Below are 17,413 nucleotides of genomic sequence, written 5' to 3' on the forward strand. Positions count from 1 at the left end.
GCGATGCCGAAAGTACCAAAGGCTACCAGCCCAAAGCCGAAGGACAAAGCGCAGGGCTCGAGCGGGAGGGAATCGCTCAAAGCCAAAAAGCAACGGGCCCAGCGAATTCTGGCGGTTATGGAGCAGCTCTACCCGCAGGCCGCCACCGAGCTACAGCACAAGAACCCCTTTGAGCTGCTAATTGCCACGGTGCTCTCGGCCCAGGCCACCGACGCCTCGGTGAACAAGGCCACCCCGGCCCTCTTCCAGCGCTACCCCGATGCGTTTGCCCTGGCCCAGGCCACACCCGAAGAGGTGGAGCCCTACATCAAGACCATCGGCCTGTACCGTTCCAAGGCCAGGAATATCGTGCTGCTGGCCCGCCGCCTGGTGGAGCAGCACGGGGGGGAGGTGCCAGTGGACAAGGCCAAGCTGCGCGCGCTGCCGGGGGTGGGCTGGAAGACCGCCACGGTGGTGCTGGGGGCGGCCTTTGGGGTGCCGGGGATTGCGGTGGACACCCACCTGACCCGCCTGGCCGCCCGGCTGGGCTTGTCGGCCCAGAAAGACCCCGAGAAAATCGGGGGCGACCTCGAGCGCCTCTTCCCCAAGGAGAAGTGGGTGTTTGTGCACCACGCGCTGATTCTTTTTGGCCGCTACCGCTGTACAGCCCGTAAGCCGCAGTGCCCGGGCTGCCCCCTGTACGACGACTGCCTGAGCCAAGGGGCTTGGTAGCCGGAATCAGTCTTCCCAGCGCCGGACTTTTTGGGGCAACCGGCGCCAGCGCCTGGGGCGAAAACGGGCCTCCAGGCGCCGCCAGCCATAGGCCAGCGCCCCCACCAGGCCTGCGCCCACCGCCAGCACCCACAAGGTGGTGATGAGCCAAAGCACCAGGAACAAACCCACCGTTCCAGCCAGCAGTAGTATCAACACCCCCAGGGGGCCCTGTGGAAGCCTGAACTGAAACTGCCTCACACCAGACAGGGTAAAATAAAAGGGATGAGGAGGGTGATGGCCCGGGCGCTCGAGCCCGGCCCGGCCTTGGCGACAAGAGGGGTGGAATCGGTGTGATTTTTTGGCCGCCTTCTGCCGGGGTGTGGCCTATAATGCGCTCTATATGCCGGGCTCCGACAGCCTACCCATGGTGTTCACTGCGGCCCTGACCGACCCGGGTCGCAAGCGGGCCCTCAACGAGGATGCGGTTACCCAACTAGTAACGCCCTACGGCGGTATTTTTATTGTGGCCGACGGTATGGGGGGCCACCGCACCGGCGAGGTGGCCTCGCAGATGGCCGTCAGTCAGATATTGGAGATTCTCAGACATAAGGAGCCCTCGCCCCAAGGCCTGCTCGAGGCTTACGAGGCTGCCAACGAGGCCATCTATCTGGCCGGACAGAAGCCCGAGTCGCGGGGGATGGGCACCACCTGCACAACCCTCTGGCTCGACCTGCCCTATGCCCTGATCGCCCATGTGGGCGACTCGAGGGCCTACCTGCTGCGCGACGGCGAGCTTATGCAACTCACCCAGGATCACTCCTGGGTGGCCGATCGGGTACGGCAGGGCCTGCTCAGCGAAGAAGAAGCCCGCAACCACCGCTGGCGGAACGTGATCACCAACGCCCTGGGCTCCTTCTCCAGCGCGCGGGTGGATCTGGTGGGCCTGAAGGTGCGCCCTGGCGATGTGTTTTTACTCTGCTCCGACGGCCTCAGCGGGGTGCTGGAAGACAGGGTGCTGGCCGAGATGATCCTGACCAATCCCCCTGAGCCGGCGGTGGTTAAGCTGGTGAAGCTGGCCAACGACTGGGGAGGCCCCGACAACATCAGCGCGGTGGTGGTGACGATTGGCAGCCAGGTGGCTGAGAATCCCAGGCCCTACGCTTTGCCCCTGGAAGCCAGTGAGGGGCGCCCTGTGCGACTGCAAAGCGGCAGCGACCCCGAGGTGCTCACCACCCAGATTGTCGAACCGGAGAGGAAGGTCACTTTCTGGCAGCGCTGGGGTAGTCTGATTCTGCTCCTGCTGTGGTTTGGTCTACTGGGCTTTGTTCTGTTCAACCAATTTGGTACAGGGTCTACCCCGTGAAGGACATTTTTCCATCCCCAACTGCCTACAATGCGGCGCGGGGGTGGGTATGCCTATCCAGTGGAGTCAACAATATGAAGTAGGAGACCCTCGCACCGATCGTCAGCACCAGAACCTTTTTGAGTACGTCAACCGCATCGAACAACTGATTGAGCAGGGCAGAGCCGGGCGGCTCAACTCCCAAGAGGTGGAGCATCTGTTTATTTTTTTGGATGCCTATGTGAACACGCACTTTGCCTATGAGGAGCTGTGCATGACCTTGCGCGGTTGCAAGATGGCGCAGAAAAACAAAGAGGCCCACGACAGGTTTCTGAAATTCTGGGCGGAGTTTAGCCGTGCGCATACGCCGCAGAACATCACGGTCGCTGCGCTGGAGACCCTGCGCACCACGCTGGCTGGCTGGCTTACCCAGCATATCTGCAAAATAGATGTGGCCCTGCGGCAGACCACCTAATAGGAGCGCTGCACCACCCGGAGCCCCTGGCCCTCGAGCCAGCCCACCAGCCACTCCACCGCGGCTTTGACCCCCGCGGTGCTCAGGGGTGCGCCAAAGCGGCCGATGCCCACATACAGGCCGTGGGCGCTGGGGCGAACCTCCAGGAGCACATCCTGAATGAGATCTTCCTCCTCGAGGTGGGCGTGGAAGTAATAGCCGCCTTCAGGGCCAAGGGCGCGGGCGGCCTCGAGCAGCACCGCCGTACCCCCTTCAAAGCGAACCACGGTTTTCTCGAAGCTTTCAAGTTCGGGCAGCGTACCGGACATCAGGGCATGGGGCATAGGGTACCTCGGAAGGGGCGGCCAGGGGGTGGGGTCTTCGGCGACCTTGCGGAACACCGCATGATAAAACTGGCGGCCCTGCGCTTTCCATTTGAGTGCGTACTTGGTGGTGAGGTGGTGCTCGGGGGGTGGAGGGGTCTCGATCTCGAAAAGCCCGCTGGCCCGGCCCTCGGCCTGGGCGAACCTCCAGTACTCCTCGTGATCGGTGGTAAGGAGCAGCTCACCCCCTGCGGCCAGGCGGGTGGAAAGGCGTCGAAAGAAGCTTTGCTGCAAGAGGCGGTTTTCCTGGTGCTTGGACTTGGGCCAGGGGTCGGGAAAGTTGACATAGACCCGTTGCAGGCTCTGGGGGGCGATCAGGTTGCGCAGGGCGAAGCCGGCTGTGCCGTGATAAACCTGCACGTTGGTGATGCCCTCACGCCGCAAGCGCTTGAGGGCCCGGGCCACCGAGCCCGCTGAAATCTCCACCCCCAGGATGCGCCATTGGGGGTGCAGGCGGGCCACCTGAGCGGTAAAGCGCCCGTCGCCAAAACCGACCTCGAGCACCTGCGGTGCCGCGGGCAGGGGAAACTCGGTCTCGCCCAGACGAATCAACACAAGGGGCTATTATACCCACAGGGGTGGTAGACTCGAGCCAACTATGGTGGATGTGGGCCTCGAGCAAGCCTTTGCCAAGGTGCGGGCTTTTTTGGAGGGCGATTTTGAACACCCCGGCCTGACCCTCTACGATTTGCAGAACCTGGTTGGCTACAACAGCCGTCTCAAAACCGATGGTCCGCTCTCGTATACCATGCCGCCTGAGCCGGCCCTGAGCGGGGTGGCGGCGGTACGGCTGTACTACTACCCCAAAGACCCCGAGGTCAACCTGATTGTCGAGATAGAAGACAAGACCCGCAAGCGCCACCTGCGCCACTTTAAGTGGAACGGTGTCTCCTGGACAGCGGCCCGGGGTCTTAAGGCCGACCTGACAGCCACCCGCGAGGTGCTGCCCTCTATCGAAGAAGTGGGCGGTGACTTCTTTCTGGGCTACGCCTCCGAGGAGGCCAAGGAGCTGGCCGAGGCCATCCGGCGCGGGGAGGCCGCGGGGGCCAAATACATGCTGTGCACACGCGACAACACCCGCATCTTTTATGCGCCTACCAGCTCACCCCCGGCGGTGCCCTGCCCGCGTTGCGGCAACACCAACATGATCTTCAAAACCCTCACCCTGGCCACCCCTGAGGATCGCATCGAGGCCATTTTGCGTGAACAACGGGCTTTGCGCACGGCGCTGGAGGATTTGCTGCTGTACTTGAAACGCAAGCTTGGGCCGTGATGGGCCAGCTTTTGTGAAATACTAAAAAACCCTGTCTGGCACAGACTTGCTTAGATCATTATTTATCATTTGGTAAAAGTTTTTTATGAGCCGTAAAAAACATACTTCCTTACGATTGGCCGGCCTGGAATCTGCTGTAATGTAAGATTGATGACAAAGAACCGCCACCAAAAGCTGAAAACCGACTGGCCGGAACCGGAAGGAGTATCCCATGGTTGAAGACCGCGAACTGATCGCCGCCCGGGCAGAGCTATCTGCTGAGGAGCAGGTCAAGCTAGAAGACCTCGAGAACCAGGAGTGGCGCGAGAGCCTCGAGTACGTTCTGCGCACTGCCGGGCGCGACCGGGTGGCGCAGCTCATGGAGATGCTCGAGAACTACGCCTACCGCAACGGGGTGGTCATCCACGACAAGGTCAACACGCCTTACGTAAACACCATCTCGCTGGAGCACCAGCCCCCCTACCCGGGCGACCTCGAGCTCGAGCAGCGCATCGCCAATATCCTGCGCTGGAACACCATCGCCATTGTGCAGCAGGCCAACAAAAAATCCGACGGTATCGGCGGGCACATCGCCACCTACGCCAGCATCGCCGAGCTGATGGAGATGGGCTTCAACCACTTTTTCCGTGGGCACGACGCCCCCGACCGCGACCTGGTCTTCTACCAGGGGCATATGTCGCCGGGGGTGTATGCCCGCAGCTACCTGGAGGGCCGCCTGACCGAGGACGATCTGGGCAAGTTCCGCCGCGAACTTTTGGGCGGGCCGGGCCGGGGTCTTTCCAGCTACCCCCACCCCTGGCTGATGCCCGACTACTGGGAGTTCCCCACCGTTAGCATGGGTCTGGGGCCCATACAGGCCATCTACCAGGCCCGCTTCATGCGCTACCTGGAAGACCGGGGCCTCAAACCCAAGACCAACGCCAAGGTCTGGGCCTTTTTAGGCGATGGCGAACAGGACGAGGTCGAAACCCTGGGGGCTTTGCGGGTGGCCGCGAGCGAGGAGCTCGACAACCTGATCTTCGTGATCAACGCCAACCTGCAGCGCCTCGACGGGCCGGTGCGCGGCAACTCCAAGGTCATCCAGGAGCTCGAGAGCGTCTACCGGGGCAACGGCTGGAACGTGATCAAGGTGGTCTGGGGTAGCGCCTGGGACGAGCTGTTTGCCAAAGACACCGAAGGCGTGCTGCTCGAGCGCATGGAGCAGCTCGTGGACGGCGAGAGCCAGCGCTACGCGGCCTACGGCGGTAAGGAGCTGCGCGAGAAGTTCTTCAACACCCCCGCCCTCAAAAAACTGATCGAGGGCCTGAGCGACGAAGACCTCGACCGCCTGACCCTTTCGCGCGGGGGCCACGACAACCGCAAGATCTACGCCGCCTATAAAGCCGCTGTGGAGCACCGCGGCTCGCCCACCGTCATCATCGCCCGCACCGTCAAGGGCTACTGCCTGGGGCCCACCGCTCAGGCCAAGAACGTGGCCCACCAGGTCAAGAAACTCACCCTGGAAGACCTGCGGGAGGCGCGGGATCACCTGGGCATTCCCATCCCCGACGAAGACCTGGAGAAGACCCCCTTCTACCACCCCGGCAAGGATTCGCCGGAGGTCAGGTACATGCTCGAGCGCCGTAAAGCCCTGGGCGGCCTGATTCCCGAGCGGCGGGTGCGCGAATACCGGCTCAAAACCCCCGATCTGGCCTTCTTCGAGGAGTTCCTGGCAGGCTCCGGCGGGCGCGAAATCTCCACCACCATGGCCTTCGTGCGCATGCTGACTAAGCTGGTGCGCCACCCCGAGGTGGGCAAATACATCGTGCCCATCGTGCCCGACGAGGCCCGTACCTTTGGCATGGAGGGCGTGATCAGCTCGGTGGGCATCTACTCGCCCAAGGGCCAGCTCTACACCCCGGTGGACGCCGGCACCGTGACCGTCTACCGTGAGTCCGAGACCGGCCAACTGCTGCAGGAGGGCATCAACGAGGCCGGGGCCATGAGCAGCTTCATCGCCGCTGGAACTGCCTACGCCCACCACGGCATTCCCACCATCCCCTTTTACATCTACTACTCGATGTTTGGCCTCCAGCGGGTGGGCGACCTGGTCTGGGCGGCGGCCGATCAGCGCACCAAAGGCTTCTTGCTGGGGGCTACCGCGGGCCGCACCACCCTGAACGGCGAGGGCCTGCAGCACGAGGACGGCCACAGCCACGTGCTGGCCCTGCCGGTGCCCAACATGCCGGCCTACGACCCGGCTTTCGCCTACGAGCTGGCGGTCATCCTGCAGGATGGGATGAAGCGCATGTACCAGGACGGTGAGGACATCTTCTACTACATCACCCTGATGAACGAGAACTATGTCCAGCCGGCCATGCCCGAGCCGCGCGAGGAAACCCGCCAGGGCATCCTGAAGGGCCTGTATTTGTTCAAGAAGAGCGAGCTGAAAAAGCCCAAGGCCAGGGTGCAGCTCCTGGGCAGCGGCACCATCCTGAACGAGGTGATCAAAGCAGCGGAGATGCTGGAGCGGGATTATGGCATCGCCGCCGACATCTGGAGCGCCACCAGCTACAAGACCCTCTACTACGAGGCCCTCGAGACCGCCCGCACCAACCGCCTTAACCCCAGCAGCAAGCCCAGGCTGTCCTATGTGGCCCAGTGCCTGAATCCCACCGAAGGCCCCATCGTGGCGGCCTCGGACTACATGAAGGCCCTGCCCGATCTGCTCTCGGGCTACCTGAACCGGCCCATCCACAGCCTTGGCACCGATGGTTTTGGGCGTTCCGAAACCCGCGAGGCTTTGCGCGACTTCTTCGAAGTGGACGCCAAACATGTGGTGATAACAGCCCTTTCGGCGTTGCGCGGCGAGGGTAAGGTCAGTGCCAGCACCTTTACCGAGGCCATCAAGAAGCTTGGCATTGACCCTAAGCGGGAGCACCCCCACAAACGCTAAAAGTTAGCTTGTTGGTGCGATATACGGGAGCGAACATGGCTGAATTGAAACTACCCGATCTAGGCGATAACGTAACCTCCGCTGTGGTGGTGGGGGTCTTGATCAAGGAAGGCGATACCATTGCGGCAGGGCAGCCGGTGTTGGAACTGGAAACCGACAAGGCTGTGATGGAGGCCCCTGCCTCCGAGGGGGGGACGGTTTCCAAGGTTCTGGTCAAGCCCGGCGACGAGGTGAAAAGCGGACAGGTAATTGCGGTGCTGGGGGATGCCGCGCCCAGCGCAGAGAAGCAGGAACCCAAAGAGAAACAAGAACCCAAAGAGGAAAAGGCCGCACCGGCCCCTGCCCCGACCCCGGCGCCCGCGGCCACCCCATCCGCTCCCGCAGCCGCACCCAGGCCGCCGGCTTCGGCGGCGCCGGCGGGCCAGCGCAGGCTGATTCCGGCGGCCCCCAGCGTGCGCAGGCTGGCGCGGGAGATGGGCATCAACCTGATGGAGGTGGTGGGCAGCGGCCCGGCCTACCGCATCTCGGAGAACGACCTCAAGCGTTTCGCGGCGGGGGAAGCTCCAACCACCGCAGCGCCGCAACCCTCCAGCGCGCCTGCCCTGCCCGACTTTAGCAAGTTTGGGCCGGTGCGCCGCGAGGCCATGTCGGGGGTTCGCCGGGCCACCGTGCGCAGCATGGCCCAGGCCTGGAGCACCATCCCCATGGTGACCCATTTCGACCGGGCCGACATCACCGAGATGGAGGCCCTGCGCAAGCGGATGGCCCCCAGGGCCGAGCAGCGGGGCGCCAAGGTTACCATGACCGCCATCCTGCTCAAAATTGCTGCGGCGGCCCTCAAGCAGTTCCCCAAGTTCAACGCCTCGATTGATACGGCGAGCAACGAAATCATCTACAAGGACTACATCCATATCGGTGTGGCGGTGGACACCCCCACGGGCCTGCTGGTGCCGGTGGTGCGCGACGTGGACAAGAAGGGGGTGATTGCCCTGGCTAAAGAGCTGGGCGAGATTGCCGCCAAAGCCCGCGAGCGCAAGCTAACCCCGGAGGAGATGCAAGGGGCTACCTTCACCATCTCCAACCTAGGCGGTATTGGCGGTACGGGCTTTACCCCCATCGTCAACTGGCCTGAGGTGGCTATTATGGGCGTCTCGCGCAGCAGCATGGAGCCGGTCTGGAGCGCCGAAAAGGGCGTGTTTGAACCCAGGAACATCATGCCCTTCTCGCTCTCCTACGACCACCGCCTGATTGACGGGGCCGACGCGGCTCGTTTCTGCCGCTTTGTGGCCGAGCTGCTGGAAGATCCCTTCTTGCTAGGGTTTGAGGGCTAACCTTTAGCTTTGGGTGGGAGGGTCGGCTCCAGCCGACCCTCCCTTTCAGCTAGGAAAGGGGGTGGATGTGCTCGAGCACCCTCTGCACCACCCCATCCAGGTCGAGGTGGCTGGTGTCCAGGATGATGGCGTCCCTGGCCGGGTCGCTCTGGCGCTTATCGGCCTCGTCGCGCCGGATGATTTCGGTCAGCACGGTGTCGAAGGCGGCGCCCCGCTCGGGAACGCGGCGCTGGGCCCGTACCTCGGGGCTGGCGGTGAGGTAGAACTTGTAGCGGGCCTGGGGAAACACCGCGCTGCCCATGTCGCGCCCGTCCACCACGAAAGGGGGCGGAATCTGGCGCAGCACCTGGTTGACGTATTCCCGGATGGCCGGGCGCACGGCTACCGCTGAGACAATCTGGTCTACCTCGAGGCTGTGCAAAGCCTTGCTCACCTCGCGGCCGTCCAGGAAAACCAGGTTCTGGGTGGGGGTGGGCTGGAGCTCGAGGCGGTGCTTCGCCAAGCGTGTCTCTACCTCCTCGGCAGAAACGTTCTCGAGCAAGCACATCAGGGCCACCGCCCGGTACAACAGGCCGCTGGAGATGTAGGGAATGCCCAGGTGCTGGGCGACCCGCTGGGCCACGCTGGTCTTGCCCGAGGCGGAGGGGCCATCTATGGTGATGATCTCTGTCATGCGCTTGTGGGGTTGCTGGTCTCGTGCTGCGCTCAAGGCCAAAATCCTTACTTTTTACCTGCGAGCCGTTCCAGGTCTTCCCAGAAGCTTGGGAAGCTGATGCTGGCCCACTCGGCGTCCTGCACCGTGACCCCTTTGGGCAGGCCACACACCGCAAAAGCCATGGCGATGCGATGGTCGTGGAAGGGCTCAACCAGACCGCCCCCCGCCACGTGGCCGCCGCGAATCCGCAGCCAGTCGGGGCCGGCCTCGACCGGAACGCCCAGGTTTTGCAGGTTTTTGGCGATGGCCGCTACCCGGTCGGACTCCTTGACCCGCAGTTCCTCGAGGCCCGGAATATAGGTCTCGCCCGCGGCCCAGGCCGCCGCCGCTGCCAGGATGGGCACCTCGTCCACCATCAGCGGGATGAGCTGGGGATCCACCACTACACCCCGGAGCTGGGAGGAGCGGGCCCGGATCCAGCCCACCGGCTCGCCGTCCTGCCCTTCGGTCACTTCCCAGCTCAGGTCGGCCCCCATCTCTTTGAGCACCGTCAGCAGCCCGGTGCGGGTGGGGTTGAGGCCCACGCCCTCCAAGGTCACCTCCGAATCGGGGGTGATCAGGGCGGCCACGATAAAAAAGGCCGCGCTGCTGAAATCGCCGGGCACGGTGAGGTCTTTGGCGGCAAAGGGCTCGGCCCGGCGGGTGCGGATCAGGCGGCCTTCCACCTCGATGGGCAGGCCGTAGTGCCTGAAGACCCGCTCGGTGTGGTCGCGGGTGGGGGCGGGTTCTACCACCTCGGTGTCTTCCTCGGCAAAGAGCCCGGCCAGCAGCAGGGCACTCTTGACCTGGGCACTGGCCACCGGCAGCTCGTAGTGGATGCCCCGCAGCCCGCCGCCCCGGATGGCCAGGGGGGCTAGCTGGCCGTTCTCGCGGCCTTCGATGCGGGCGCCCATCTGCCGCAAGGGGAGGGTCACCCGGCCCATGGGCCGCCGCCGGAGCGAGGCATCGCCGGTGAGTACCGCGAATGTTTCCTGCCCTGACAAAAGCCCGGCCACCAGCCGCATCAGGGTGCCGGCGTTGCCACAGTCGAGCACGTCGCCGGGTTCTTTGAGCCGAAGGCCCACCCCTTTGATGTGAAAGTGCTGGCCCTGCTCGGTAATTTCGGCCCCAAGCTGGCGCATTACCTGGGCGGTGGAGAGGGTGTCGCCGGCCTTGAGCGGGTAGTAAAGCGTGCTTTCGCCCTGGGCCAGCGCGCCCAGCATGAGGCCGCGGTGCGTGACCGACTTGTCGCCGGGAACCCGGAGGGTGCCCTTGAGGGAGGGGGTGGGGGGGATGAGCCGTTCCATAAGTCCAACCGGGATTATAGCCTGTACGCGCAACCGGCCCGAGGTCTTGGGGCATTGATTTTTTCCGCTGCGAGGAGGGGGTTGGCGAATAGCATACTCACTTGGCTGGGTGATTTGCCGTTATAGTGGGGTGTCATGGATGATGCACACAACGCCCCTGAGCCCCGTTACTGGGAGAAGATTCGAACCGTGGCCGACACCCTGCGGGAACTCGAGGGCCCCATCATCGTGGTCTCGCACGTAGACCCCGATGGCGACGCCATAGGCTCGTCGCTGGGGCTCTTTCGAGCCCTGCAAGCCCTGGACAAGAAAGTGACCTGGATTGCCGACCCTCCGCGGTTTCTGCGGTTTTTGGTGCGGGAAGACGAGTACAGCGACCCCATCCAGCACGTGCCGGAGGGGGCCACCCTAGTGGTGCTGGACTCGGCGGAGCCCAGCCGGGTGGCGGGCGCGCCGGTGGAGGGATTCGTGATCAACATTGACCACCACGGCACCAACCCGCGCTTTGGCTACCTTTCGGTGGTGGATCCCTCCAAGGCTGCCACCGCCCAGATTGTCAAGGATCTGATTGACGCGCTGGGGGTCACCTGGACGCCCGAAATTGCCACCCCGGTGCTCACCGGCCTGATTACCGATACCGGCAACTTTCGCTTTGCCAACACCACCCCCGAGGTGCTGCACACCGCCGCCGAGCTGGTGGGGTATGGGGTGCGGCTGGCTGAGCTCACCGACCGATTGCAGTGGCGCCCGGTGAGCTACTTCAAGGTGATGGGGGCGGTGCTTTCCACGGTGGGGTTCCACTTTGGAGGCCTGCTGGTGACGGCCCATATGCCCAGCGGGATTAACGTGGAAGACTCCGACGACTTTGTGGGCATCATCCGCTACGCCGAAGGCAGCCAGATTGCGGTTTTTTTGCGCGAGCGCGAGGAAGGCGTGAAGATCAGCATCCGCAGCCGCGGCGGGGTCTCGGCCCAGGCGGTGGCGGTCAAGCTGGGCGGCGGGGGCCACGTGCCGGCGGCAGGGGCCACCCTGCGCGGTCTGACCCTGGAAGAGGCCTACCCCAGGGTGCTGGCGGCGGTGGAGGAAGAGCTCCGGCGGGCGGGCTACCTGTAGCACGGCCCTTTGGAGAAGCTGCTCGTAGACTGAACCGGCCCTGCGCAACGCGCGAAGGCTTCAACAGCCGCAGTCCGATGCGGCTGTTTGCTCCTGTACTTATCTTGACGATGACCCTTCCAGCCCATACCATTGCATAGAACCTTACCCGCCCAGGGTAAGCAGTTCTTCTATCCAGAGCAGCGGAGGGAACGGCCCGATGAAGCTGCGGCAACCTGCGGGGGCAATCGCCCATTACCGAGAAACCCCCGCGCTTGGTGCCAAATCCGCCCCGGTGTCGCTAGGCACAGCAAAGGCACCAGGGGAAAGATGGAAGAAGGGAAAAAAAGCCCTTCTTCGAGCAGGACTGAAGGAGGGTAGATGGATTTTTCCAGTCTGGCTGTTTTGAGTGGGCTTCCCCAACAAGATCCCCATAACGCGGTGGGCGTGCCGATCTACGCGACGGCGGCCTATGGTTTCGCCGACCTGGAGGACGGCGCGCATAAGTTTGCCACCAACCAGGGCTACACCTATACCCGCCTCCAGAACCCCACAGTGGCGGCCCTCGAGGCCCGTCTCACTGCCCTGGAAGGGGCTTTGGGGGCGGTCTGCCTGGCCTCGGGGCAGGCCGCCAGCTTTGCCGGTCTGCTGGCCTTGGTGCGCGCGGGCGACGAGGTGGTGGCCAGTCCCGGTTTGTTTGGCGGTACGGTGGGGCTGTTGAACCAGGTCTTCGGCCTGATGGGGGTGCGGGTGCACTTTGTGGCGCCCGAGGTGGCGGCGGTGCAGGCAGCCCTGAACGAGAAGACCCGGGCGGTTTTTGTGGAGGTGCTGGGCAACCCCTCGCTCGAGCTCCCCGACCTGCAAGGGCTGGCTGAGCTGTGCGAGGCCCACCGGGTGGCCCTGGTGGTGGACAACACCTTTGGCGCGGTGGGGGCCCTGGCCCGCCCCCTGGAGCACGGGGCACACGTGGTGGTGCACAGCCTGACCAAGTGGGCCAGCGGCCATGGCTCGATTCTGGGCGGGGCGGTGCTCTCGCGGGAAACCGCCCTCTGGCAGCATTACCCGCAGTTCACCAGCCCCGATGCCCAGGGCAAGATCCCCTGGGAGCAGTTTGGGGCGCGGTGTTTTCTGGAGCGGGTGCGCCAGCTGGGGCTCTCGCTGGGCGGGATGGTGCTCTCGCCCTTCAACGCCTATTTGCTTTTTCAGGGCCTGGAGACAGTGGCCCTGCGCATCGAGCGGGCCAGCCAGACCGCGCTGACCCTGGCCCGCTGGCTCGAGTCCCAGCCCCAGGTGGCCTGGGTGCGCTACCCCGGCCTGCCCACCGACCCAGCCCACCCCCGGGCCACCCAGTACCTGCGCGGGGGGTTTGGCAGCATCCTGACCTTTGGCATCCGGGGGGGGCTCGAGGGGGCCAGCCGCTTCCTTGCCAACCTGAAGATCATCCAGGCGCCCAACGTGGGGGATGCCCGCACCCTGGCGGTGCACCCCTGGACCACCACCCACAGCCGCATCCCCGAGGCGGCCCGCCGGGCGGCGGGGGTGGGCCCGGAGACCATCCGCCTTTCGGTGGGCCTCGAGAGCCCCCAGGACATTCAGCAGATGCTCCTGGAGGCGTTGGCCAGTGTGGAGCAGGTGGGCCATGAAGGTTAGCACCCTGCTGCAAAGCGGGAAGCCGCTTTTCTCCTTCGAGTTCTTCCCGCCCAAAACCCCCCGGGGCGAGGCCGCGTTGTTCCGCACCCTGCACGAGCTAAAGCCCCTGAAGCCCGCCTTTGTCTCCATCACCTATGGGGCCGGGGGCAGCGAGCGCAACAAAACCGCCGAGTGGGCCGCCCGCATCCAGAACGAGGTGGGGCTTCCGGCCATGGCCCACCTGACCTGCGTGGGCAGCACCCGCGAAGAGCTGCTGGCCCGGCTGCACGAGTATGCCCGGGCGGGGGTGGAGAACATCATGGCGCTGCGGGGCGACCCCCCCCAAGGGGCACGGGAATTCCAGCCGGTGGCTGGGGGATTCCGCTACGCCGCCGAACTCGTGGCCCTGATCCGGGCCGAGTTTGGCGACCGCTTCACAGTGGCCGGGGGCGCCTACCCCGAGGGACACATAGAGGCGGTGAGCCTCGAGGCCGACCTGCGCCACCTGAAGCAAAAGGTGGAGGCCGGTCTCGACTTCGTGGTCACCCAGCTCTTCTTCAACAACGCGCTTTACTTCGGCTTCGTGGAGCGGGCCCGCCGCATTGGCATCCAGGTGCCCATTGTGCCAGGCCTGATGCCCATTACCGACCTGGCCCAGGTGCGCCGATTCATGGACCTGTGCGGGGCCAGCATACCGGGGCCGCTGCTTTCGCGCCTCGAGCGCGCCCAAAGCCCCGAGGAGGTGCTGGAGATTGGGGTCGAGCACGCCACCCGCCAGGCCCAGGAGCTGCTCGAGGCCGGTGCTCCGGGCCTGCACCTCTACACCCTCAACAAATCGCCGGCTACACGCAGGGTCATGCAAAACCTACAAATGGTTCTGCGGTGACTTTTCCCCAGGCCACAAATGGGAGCAAAATGGAGGGGCATGCAAACCTCGACAGCGGCGCCAACTACCCAAAGCCTGACCCGTTTAAGTGCTGATTCACGGGTGCTTATGCGCGGTTTGCTTTTTACGCCCTCGGTTCCTCGCTATGTGGCCGCCAGGCTGTTGGGTAAGCGCTACCCGTCCAGGGCGCTTTCCCTGCAACTGGTTACCCTGCCCGAGCCCGAACGGCCCGCGGGTTTTGAGCGCCTCAAGGTGCGGTTGTCGGGCATCTGTGGGAGCGACCTAGCTTTGCTCTACGGTAAACAGGCCCCCACCCTTTCCGGGATGTTTTCTTTCCCAGCGATCCTGGGGCACGAAATTCTGGCCGAGCTGGGTGGGGTGCGGGTGGTGGTCAATCCGGTGCTGGCCTGCCTCGAGCGCGGCCTGCCGGACTGCCCGGCCTGCGCCAGGGGCGACGACCACCTCTGCTTCAACGTGGCTGAAGGCAACTTCGGCCCCGGTATGCTGGGCTTCTGCAAAGACCTGGGGGGTGGCTGGGCCCAGCGCATGGTAGCCCACCGCGAGCGCATTTTCCCCATTGCCGAAAGCGTGCCCGATGAGCGGGCCGTGCTGGCTGAACCGGCGGCGGTGGTGCTGCACGGGCTGCGGCAGGCCTGGGGCGAAGGTAAACCCTGGCCCAACCCGGCGGTTCATCGTATGCACTGGCCCGCTCAGATACTGGTCATCGGGGCCGGAACCATCGGCCTGCTGGCCGTCAAAATGCTGCGTGTGCTGGGGTTCGAGGGGCCTTTGTGGGCGGTGGCCCGCCACCCCCGCCAGGCCGAGCTGGCCCGGCAGTTGGGCGCCAGCCAGGTCTTTCCCTCTGCCCAAGCGGCCCAACAAGCCGCCGGCGCCCGGCGTTACCGGGGTATTCTGGGGTCTACCGCCTGGCGGGGCGGTTTTGAGGGGGTGGTGGAAGCCTCGGGCTCCCCCAGGGGTTTACAGGAGGCTAGCTGGGCTGTGCAGGAGGGGGGGCGGGTCTTGCTGCTAGGGGCCCCGGCCACCGCCTTGCACGACTTTTCGCCCTACTGGTTCCGCGAGGTGGGCCTGGTGGGGAGCTATGCCTATAGCTGGGACGACTTTGCTCAGGCGGTCAAGCTGCTGCCCGAGCTGGAGGGTGTGGAGGCCATGGTCACCCACAAATTTGGCCTCGAGGCCTGGCCCGAGGCCATCAAAACCGCGGCCACCCGGCGGGGCATCAAGGTGGTGTTCAAACCCTAACTGCTTTTCTAAGGGCCCTACGCGCGGCTTTGTCGCTTGGTTTGTCATGGAAACAGCGTTTTTCGAGAGCCTATTGGCGCTGCTGTAGGAGCCCCTGAAAATCGCTCAAACGGTCATGCCCGTCGGAAGGGCAGGGGTGCATCGGGAGGGTTTATGACAGGGGATAAGTCGGTAAGAGATTGGGCCGCCATCGCCCTGGGGGCGGTGGTGTTGCTGGGTTTTGCGGCCCTGGTGGTGTATATGTTGGGTCTGCTCACTGCCGACGAAACCACCTGGGGCCGGGCGCTGTACCTGTTTGCCGGCGTGGAGGCCATTGCCTTCGCGGCCGCGGGATACCTCTTTGGTCGGGAGGTGCACCGTGCCCGGGCCGAGCAGGCCGAGGCTCGAGCCCACCACGCCGAAGAGCAGTGGCAGCGGTGGAGCCGGCGGGCCCTCGAGGCCGAGGCCAAAGGCCAGAGCCTGAGCACCACGATAGCCCTGTGGGCCCAGCAGCATCCCGAGCTGGCGCCGGCAGCCCAGATGGCCCAGCGGCTTTTCCCGGACAGGCCCTGAGGTGGGCCTTTTGCCCGCATGGGGTTTTGCGCTACTCTAAAGTATGCCCATTCGCGAGTTCCGCATGGCCGATTACACGAGCGTACTGGCCCTCTGGCAAGGCGCGGGCCTGGAGCTCAACCCCTCGGATAGCTTCGAGGGTCTACAGAAGAAGCTCGAGCGCGACCCCGATCTGTTCTTGGTGGTCGAGGAGGACGGCCAGATTCTGGGGGCCTTGCTGGCCGGTTACGACGGGCGGCGGGGCTGGCTGTACCACATGGCTATTCACCCCTTCGGCCAGGGGCAGGGCTGGGGCAAGCGGATGATGGAGGAGCTCGAGGCCCGCCTCAAAGCCAAGGGCTGCCAGAAGCTGAACCTGCTGGTGGAGCCCTCCTACACCGGGGCCCAGGACTTCTTCGAACGGCTTGGCTACCGCCGCGACGACCTGATCTTCATGGAGAAGTGGCTGGACTGAAGATTCAGCCACAGGCCCATCGGCATTCTGCCTCAGGCGGGCGTAGAATGGCCCCCATGTGGAACTACATTTTGCTGGGCTTTGTGCCGCTGGCAGTCGCCCTGGAAGTCCTGCATGCGCCGGCGGTCTGGATTTTTCTGGTATCGGCCCTGGCTTTGCTGCCGCTGGCGGGTCTGATGGGCCGGGCCACCGAGGAGCTGGCCGCGCGCGCGGGTAGCACGGTGGGGGGTCTGCTCAACGCCACTTTTGGCAACGCGGCGGAGCTGATTATCGCCATCGTGGCGTTGCTGGCGGGCAAAATTGAAGTGGTGAAGGCCAGCATCACCGGCTCGATCCTCTCCAACCTGCTGCTGGTGCTGGGGCTCTCGATTTTTATGGGGGGCCTGCGCCACAGCACCCAGCGCTTCAACGCCCAGGCCGCAGGGGTGATGACCTCGCTGCTGACCCTCACCCTAATTGCCTTCCTGCTTCCGGCTTTCTTCGACCTGGCCGAGCGGGGCTTCTTTAAGGTGCTCGACCCCGCGCTGCCCGACCAGATGTTTAGCCTGGCTACTGCCGGGGTGCTCATCCTGATTTACCTTGCCAACATCTACTTTTCCCTCAGAACCCACAAAGACATGGTCTCGGGCCTGTCCGATGAGGCCCACCATGAGGCCCACTGGAGCCTACCGGTGGCGGTGGGGGTGTTGGCAGCGGCCACGGTGGGGGTGGCGGTGATGGCCGAGTTTTTGGTGGGGAGCCTCGAGGAGGCCACCCAAGCCCTGGGGCTTTCGGAGTTCTTTGTGGGCATCATCTTGATTCCGCTGGTGGGCAATGCCGCTGAGCACTTCGCGGCGGTGGTCTTCGCCATGAAAAACAAGATGGATCTAGCGGTGCAGATCGCGGTGGGCTCTTCCCTGCAGATTGCCCTTTTGGTCGCGCCCATTCTGGTGATTGTGGGCTATCTGGCGGGCCGTCCGATGGATCTGGTCTTCCAGAACCCTCTGGAGCTGGCCGCCCTGGCGGCCTCGATCCTGGCGACCAACGCGGTGGTGCGGGATGGAGAAAGCCACTGGCTGGAGGGGGTGATGCTTTTGGGGGTGTATGCGCTGCTGGGTTTTGCCTTCTTTTTCACGCCAAAATAGCAGG

The 17,413-nt window shown here is 64.4% G+C and carries 17 protein-coding genes and 1 riboswitch; of the genes, 13 read left to right on the forward strand and 4 right to left on the reverse strand.

The features are described 5' to 3' along the window. Positions 1-3: 3 nt before the first annotated feature. Positions 4-711, forward strand: coding sequence for an endonuclease III (gene nth, locus MRUB_RS02385; RefSeq protein WP_013012766.1), 708 nt, complete (start codon positions 4-6; stop codon positions 709-711). Positions 712-717: 6 nt separating this feature from the next. On the opposite strand, the gene MRUB_RS02390 is transcribed toward nth, so the two are convergent. Further along, a complete protein-coding gene (locus MRUB_RS02390; protein ID WP_013012767.1) occupies positions 718-951 on the reverse strand; it encodes a hypothetical protein in 234 nt (77 codons plus the stop codon). Between the two features lie 142 nt (positions 952-1,093). On the opposite strand from MRUB_RS02390, the gene MRUB_RS02395 reads away from it, so the two are divergent. After that, a complete protein-coding gene (locus tag MRUB_RS02395) occupies positions 1,094-2,056 on the forward strand; it encodes a PP2C family protein-serine/threonine phosphatase (RefSeq protein ID WP_013012768.1) in 963 nt (320 codons plus the stop codon). A 49-nt stretch (positions 2,057-2,105) separates the two neighbouring features. After that, the gene (locus MRUB_RS02400) at positions 2,106-2,510 is read left to right on the forward strand and encodes a bacteriohemerythrin (RefSeq protein ID WP_013012769.1); all 405 of its coding nucleotides are present in this window, start codon (positions 2,106-2,108) and stop codon (positions 2,508-2,510) included. Here MRUB_RS02400 and trmB read toward each other — a convergent pair. Continuing rightward, positions 2,507-3,427 carry a tRNA (guanine(46)-N(7))-methyltransferase TrmB gene (gene trmB / locus MRUB_RS02405; protein ID WP_013012770.1) on the reverse strand — a complete coding sequence of 307 codons (921 nt, stop codon included), beginning with the start codon at positions 3,425-3,427 and terminating at the stop codon, positions 2,507-2,509. The genes MRUB_RS02400 and trmB overlap by 4 nt on opposite strands. Positions 3,428-3,470: 43 nt before the next feature. On the opposite strand from trmB, the gene MRUB_RS02410 reads away from it, so the two are divergent. The 3 genes from MRUB_RS02410 to MRUB_RS02420 all read left to right on the forward strand — a co-directional run bounded on the left by MRUB_RS02410 (position 3,471) and on the right by MRUB_RS02420 (position 8,411). Continuing rightward, entirely contained in the window at positions 3,471-4,145 is a 675-nt protein-coding gene (locus tag MRUB_RS02410; protein ID WP_013012771.1) for a hypothetical protein, read from the forward strand. A gap of 211 nt (positions 4,146-4,356) precedes the next feature. Further along, positions 4,357-7,080, forward strand: coding sequence for a pyruvate dehydrogenase (acetyl-transferring), homodimeric type (gene aceE, locus MRUB_RS02415; protein WP_013012772.1), 2,724 nt, complete (start codon positions 4,357-4,359; stop codon positions 7,078-7,080). Positions 7,081-7,115: 35 nt separating this feature from the next. After that, positions 7,116-8,411, forward strand: a complete 1,296-nt coding sequence (locus tag MRUB_RS02420) for a 2-oxo acid dehydrogenase subunit E2 (protein WP_013012773.1) — start codon at positions 7,116-7,118, stop codon at positions 8,409-8,411. A 49-nt stretch (positions 8,412-8,460) separates the two neighbouring features. Here MRUB_RS02420 and cmk read toward each other — a convergent pair whose 3' ends face one another. Together cmk and aroA are read right to left on the reverse strand one after the other, a co-directional pair. Continuing rightward, positions 8,461-9,084 carry a (d)CMP kinase gene (gene cmk, locus MRUB_RS02425; RefSeq protein ID WP_013012774.1) on the reverse strand — a complete coding sequence of 208 codons (624 nt, stop codon included), beginning with the start codon at positions 9,082-9,084 and terminating at the stop codon, positions 8,461-8,463. 47 nt (positions 9,085-9,131) lie between these two features. Next, positions 9,132-10,412 carry a 3-phosphoshikimate 1-carboxyvinyltransferase gene (gene aroA, locus MRUB_RS02430; RefSeq protein ID WP_013012775.1) on the reverse strand — a complete coding sequence of 427 codons (1,281 nt, stop codon included), beginning with the start codon at positions 10,410-10,412 and terminating at the stop codon, positions 9,132-9,134. Positions 10,413-10,547: 135 nt separating this feature from the next. Between aroA and MRUB_RS02435 the strand changes: the two genes are divergently transcribed. The 7 genes from MRUB_RS02435 (at position 10,548) to cax (ending at position 17,409) form a co-directional block, all read left to right on the forward strand. Beyond that, positions 10,548-11,525 carry a DHH family phosphoesterase gene (locus MRUB_RS02435; RefSeq protein ID WP_013012776.1) on the forward strand — a complete coding sequence of 326 codons (978 nt, stop codon included), beginning with the start codon at positions 10,548-10,550 and terminating at the stop codon, positions 11,523-11,525. A 167-nt stretch (positions 11,526-11,692) separates the two neighbouring features. Continuing rightward, positions 11,693-11,841: riboswitch (SAM riboswitch) on the forward strand. 44 nt (positions 11,842-11,885) lie between these two features. Further along, the gene (locus tag MRUB_RS02440; protein ID WP_013012777.1) at positions 11,886-13,154 is read left to right on the forward strand and encodes an O-acetylhomoserine aminocarboxypropyltransferase/cysteine synthase family protein; all 1,269 of its coding nucleotides are present in this window, start codon (positions 11,886-11,888) and stop codon (positions 13,152-13,154) included. Then, positions 13,144-14,019: a methylenetetrahydrofolate reductase [NAD(P)H] gene (gene metF, locus MRUB_RS02445; RefSeq protein ID WP_013012778.1), complete on the forward strand. Its 876-nt coding sequence runs from the start codon at positions 13,144-13,146 to the stop codon at positions 14,017-14,019. Before MRUB_RS02440 ends, metF begins: the two co-directional genes overlap by 11 nt. A 108-nt stretch (positions 14,020-14,127) precedes the next feature. Further along, positions 14,128-15,279 (forward strand): zinc-dependent alcohol dehydrogenase, encoded by a 1,152-nt coding sequence (locus MRUB_RS02450; protein WP_013012779.1) that lies wholly within the window; start codon positions 14,128-14,130, stop codon positions 15,277-15,279. A gap of 153 nt (positions 15,280-15,432) precedes the next feature. Continuing rightward, positions 15,433-15,831 (forward strand): hypothetical protein, encoded by a 399-nt coding sequence (locus MRUB_RS02455; protein ID WP_013012780.1) that lies wholly within the window; start codon positions 15,433-15,435, stop codon positions 15,829-15,831. Positions 15,832-15,874: 43 nt separating this feature from the next. After that, positions 15,875-16,285: a GNAT family acetyltransferase gene (locus MRUB_RS02460; RefSeq protein ID WP_013012781.1), complete on the forward strand. Its 411-nt coding sequence runs from the start codon at positions 15,875-15,877 to the stop codon at positions 16,283-16,285. Between the two features lie 56 nt (positions 16,286-16,341). Further along, positions 16,342-17,409 carry a calcium/proton exchanger gene (gene cax / locus MRUB_RS02465; RefSeq protein WP_015586341.1) on the forward strand — a complete coding sequence of 356 codons (1,068 nt, stop codon included), beginning with the start codon at positions 16,342-16,344 and terminating at the stop codon, positions 17,407-17,409. Positions 17,410-17,413 lie beyond the last annotated feature (4 nt).

The organism is Meiothermus ruber DSM 1279 (genome assembly GCF_000024425.1).
Taxonomy (GTDB): Bacteria; Deinococcota; Deinococci; order Deinococcales; family Thermaceae; genus Meiothermus; species Meiothermus ruber.

Coding starts and splice junctions, on each gene's coding strand:
- nth (WP_013012766.1), top strand. CDS start 4: ATGCCGAAAGTACCAAAGGCTACCAGCCCAAAGCCGAAGGACAAAGCG.
- MRUB_RS02395 (WP_013012768.1), top strand. CDS start 1,094: ATGCCGGGCTCCGACAGCCTACCCATGGTGTTCACTGCGGCCCTGACC.
- MRUB_RS02400 (WP_013012769.1), top strand. CDS start 2,106: ATGCCTATCCAGTGGAGTCAACAATATGAAGTAGGAGACCCTCGCACC.
- MRUB_RS02410 (WP_013012771.1), top strand. CDS start 3,471: ATGGTGGATGTGGGCCTCGAGCAAGCCTTTGCCAAGGTGCGGGCTTTT.
- aceE (WP_013012772.1), top strand. CDS start 4,357: ATGGTTGAAGACCGCGAACTGATCGCCGCCCGGGCAGAGCTATCTGCT.
- MRUB_RS02420 (WP_013012773.1), top strand. CDS start 7,116: ATGGCTGAATTGAAACTACCCGATCTAGGCGATAACGTAACCTCCGCT.
- cmk (WP_013012774.1), bottom strand. CDS start 9,084: ATGACAGAGATCATCACCATAGATGGCCCCTCCGCCTCGGGCAAGACC.
- aroA (WP_013012775.1), bottom strand. CDS start 10,412: ATGGAACGGCTCATCCCCCCCACCCCCTCCCTCAAGGGCACCCTCCGG.
- MRUB_RS02435 (WP_013012776.1), top strand. CDS start 10,548: ATGGATGATGCACACAACGCCCCTGAGCCCCGTTACTGGGAGAAGATT.
- MRUB_RS02440 (WP_013012777.1), top strand. CDS start 11,886: ATGGATTTTTCCAGTCTGGCTGTTTTGAGTGGGCTTCCCCAACAAGAT.
- metF (WP_013012778.1), top strand. CDS start 13,144: ATGAAGGTTAGCACCCTGCTGCAAAGCGGGAAGCCGCTTTTCTCCTTC.
- MRUB_RS02450 (WP_013012779.1), top strand. CDS start 14,128: ATGCGCGGTTTGCTTTTTACGCCCTCGGTTCCTCGCTATGTGGCCGCC.
- MRUB_RS02455 (WP_013012780.1), top strand. CDS start 15,433: ATGACAGGGGATAAGTCGGTAAGAGATTGGGCCGCCATCGCCCTGGGG.
- MRUB_RS02460 (WP_013012781.1), top strand. CDS start 15,875: ATGCCCATTCGCGAGTTCCGCATGGCCGATTACACGAGCGTACTGGCC.
- cax (WP_015586341.1), top strand. CDS start 16,342: ATGTGGAACTACATTTTGCTGGGCTTTGTGCCGCTGGCAGTCGCCCTG.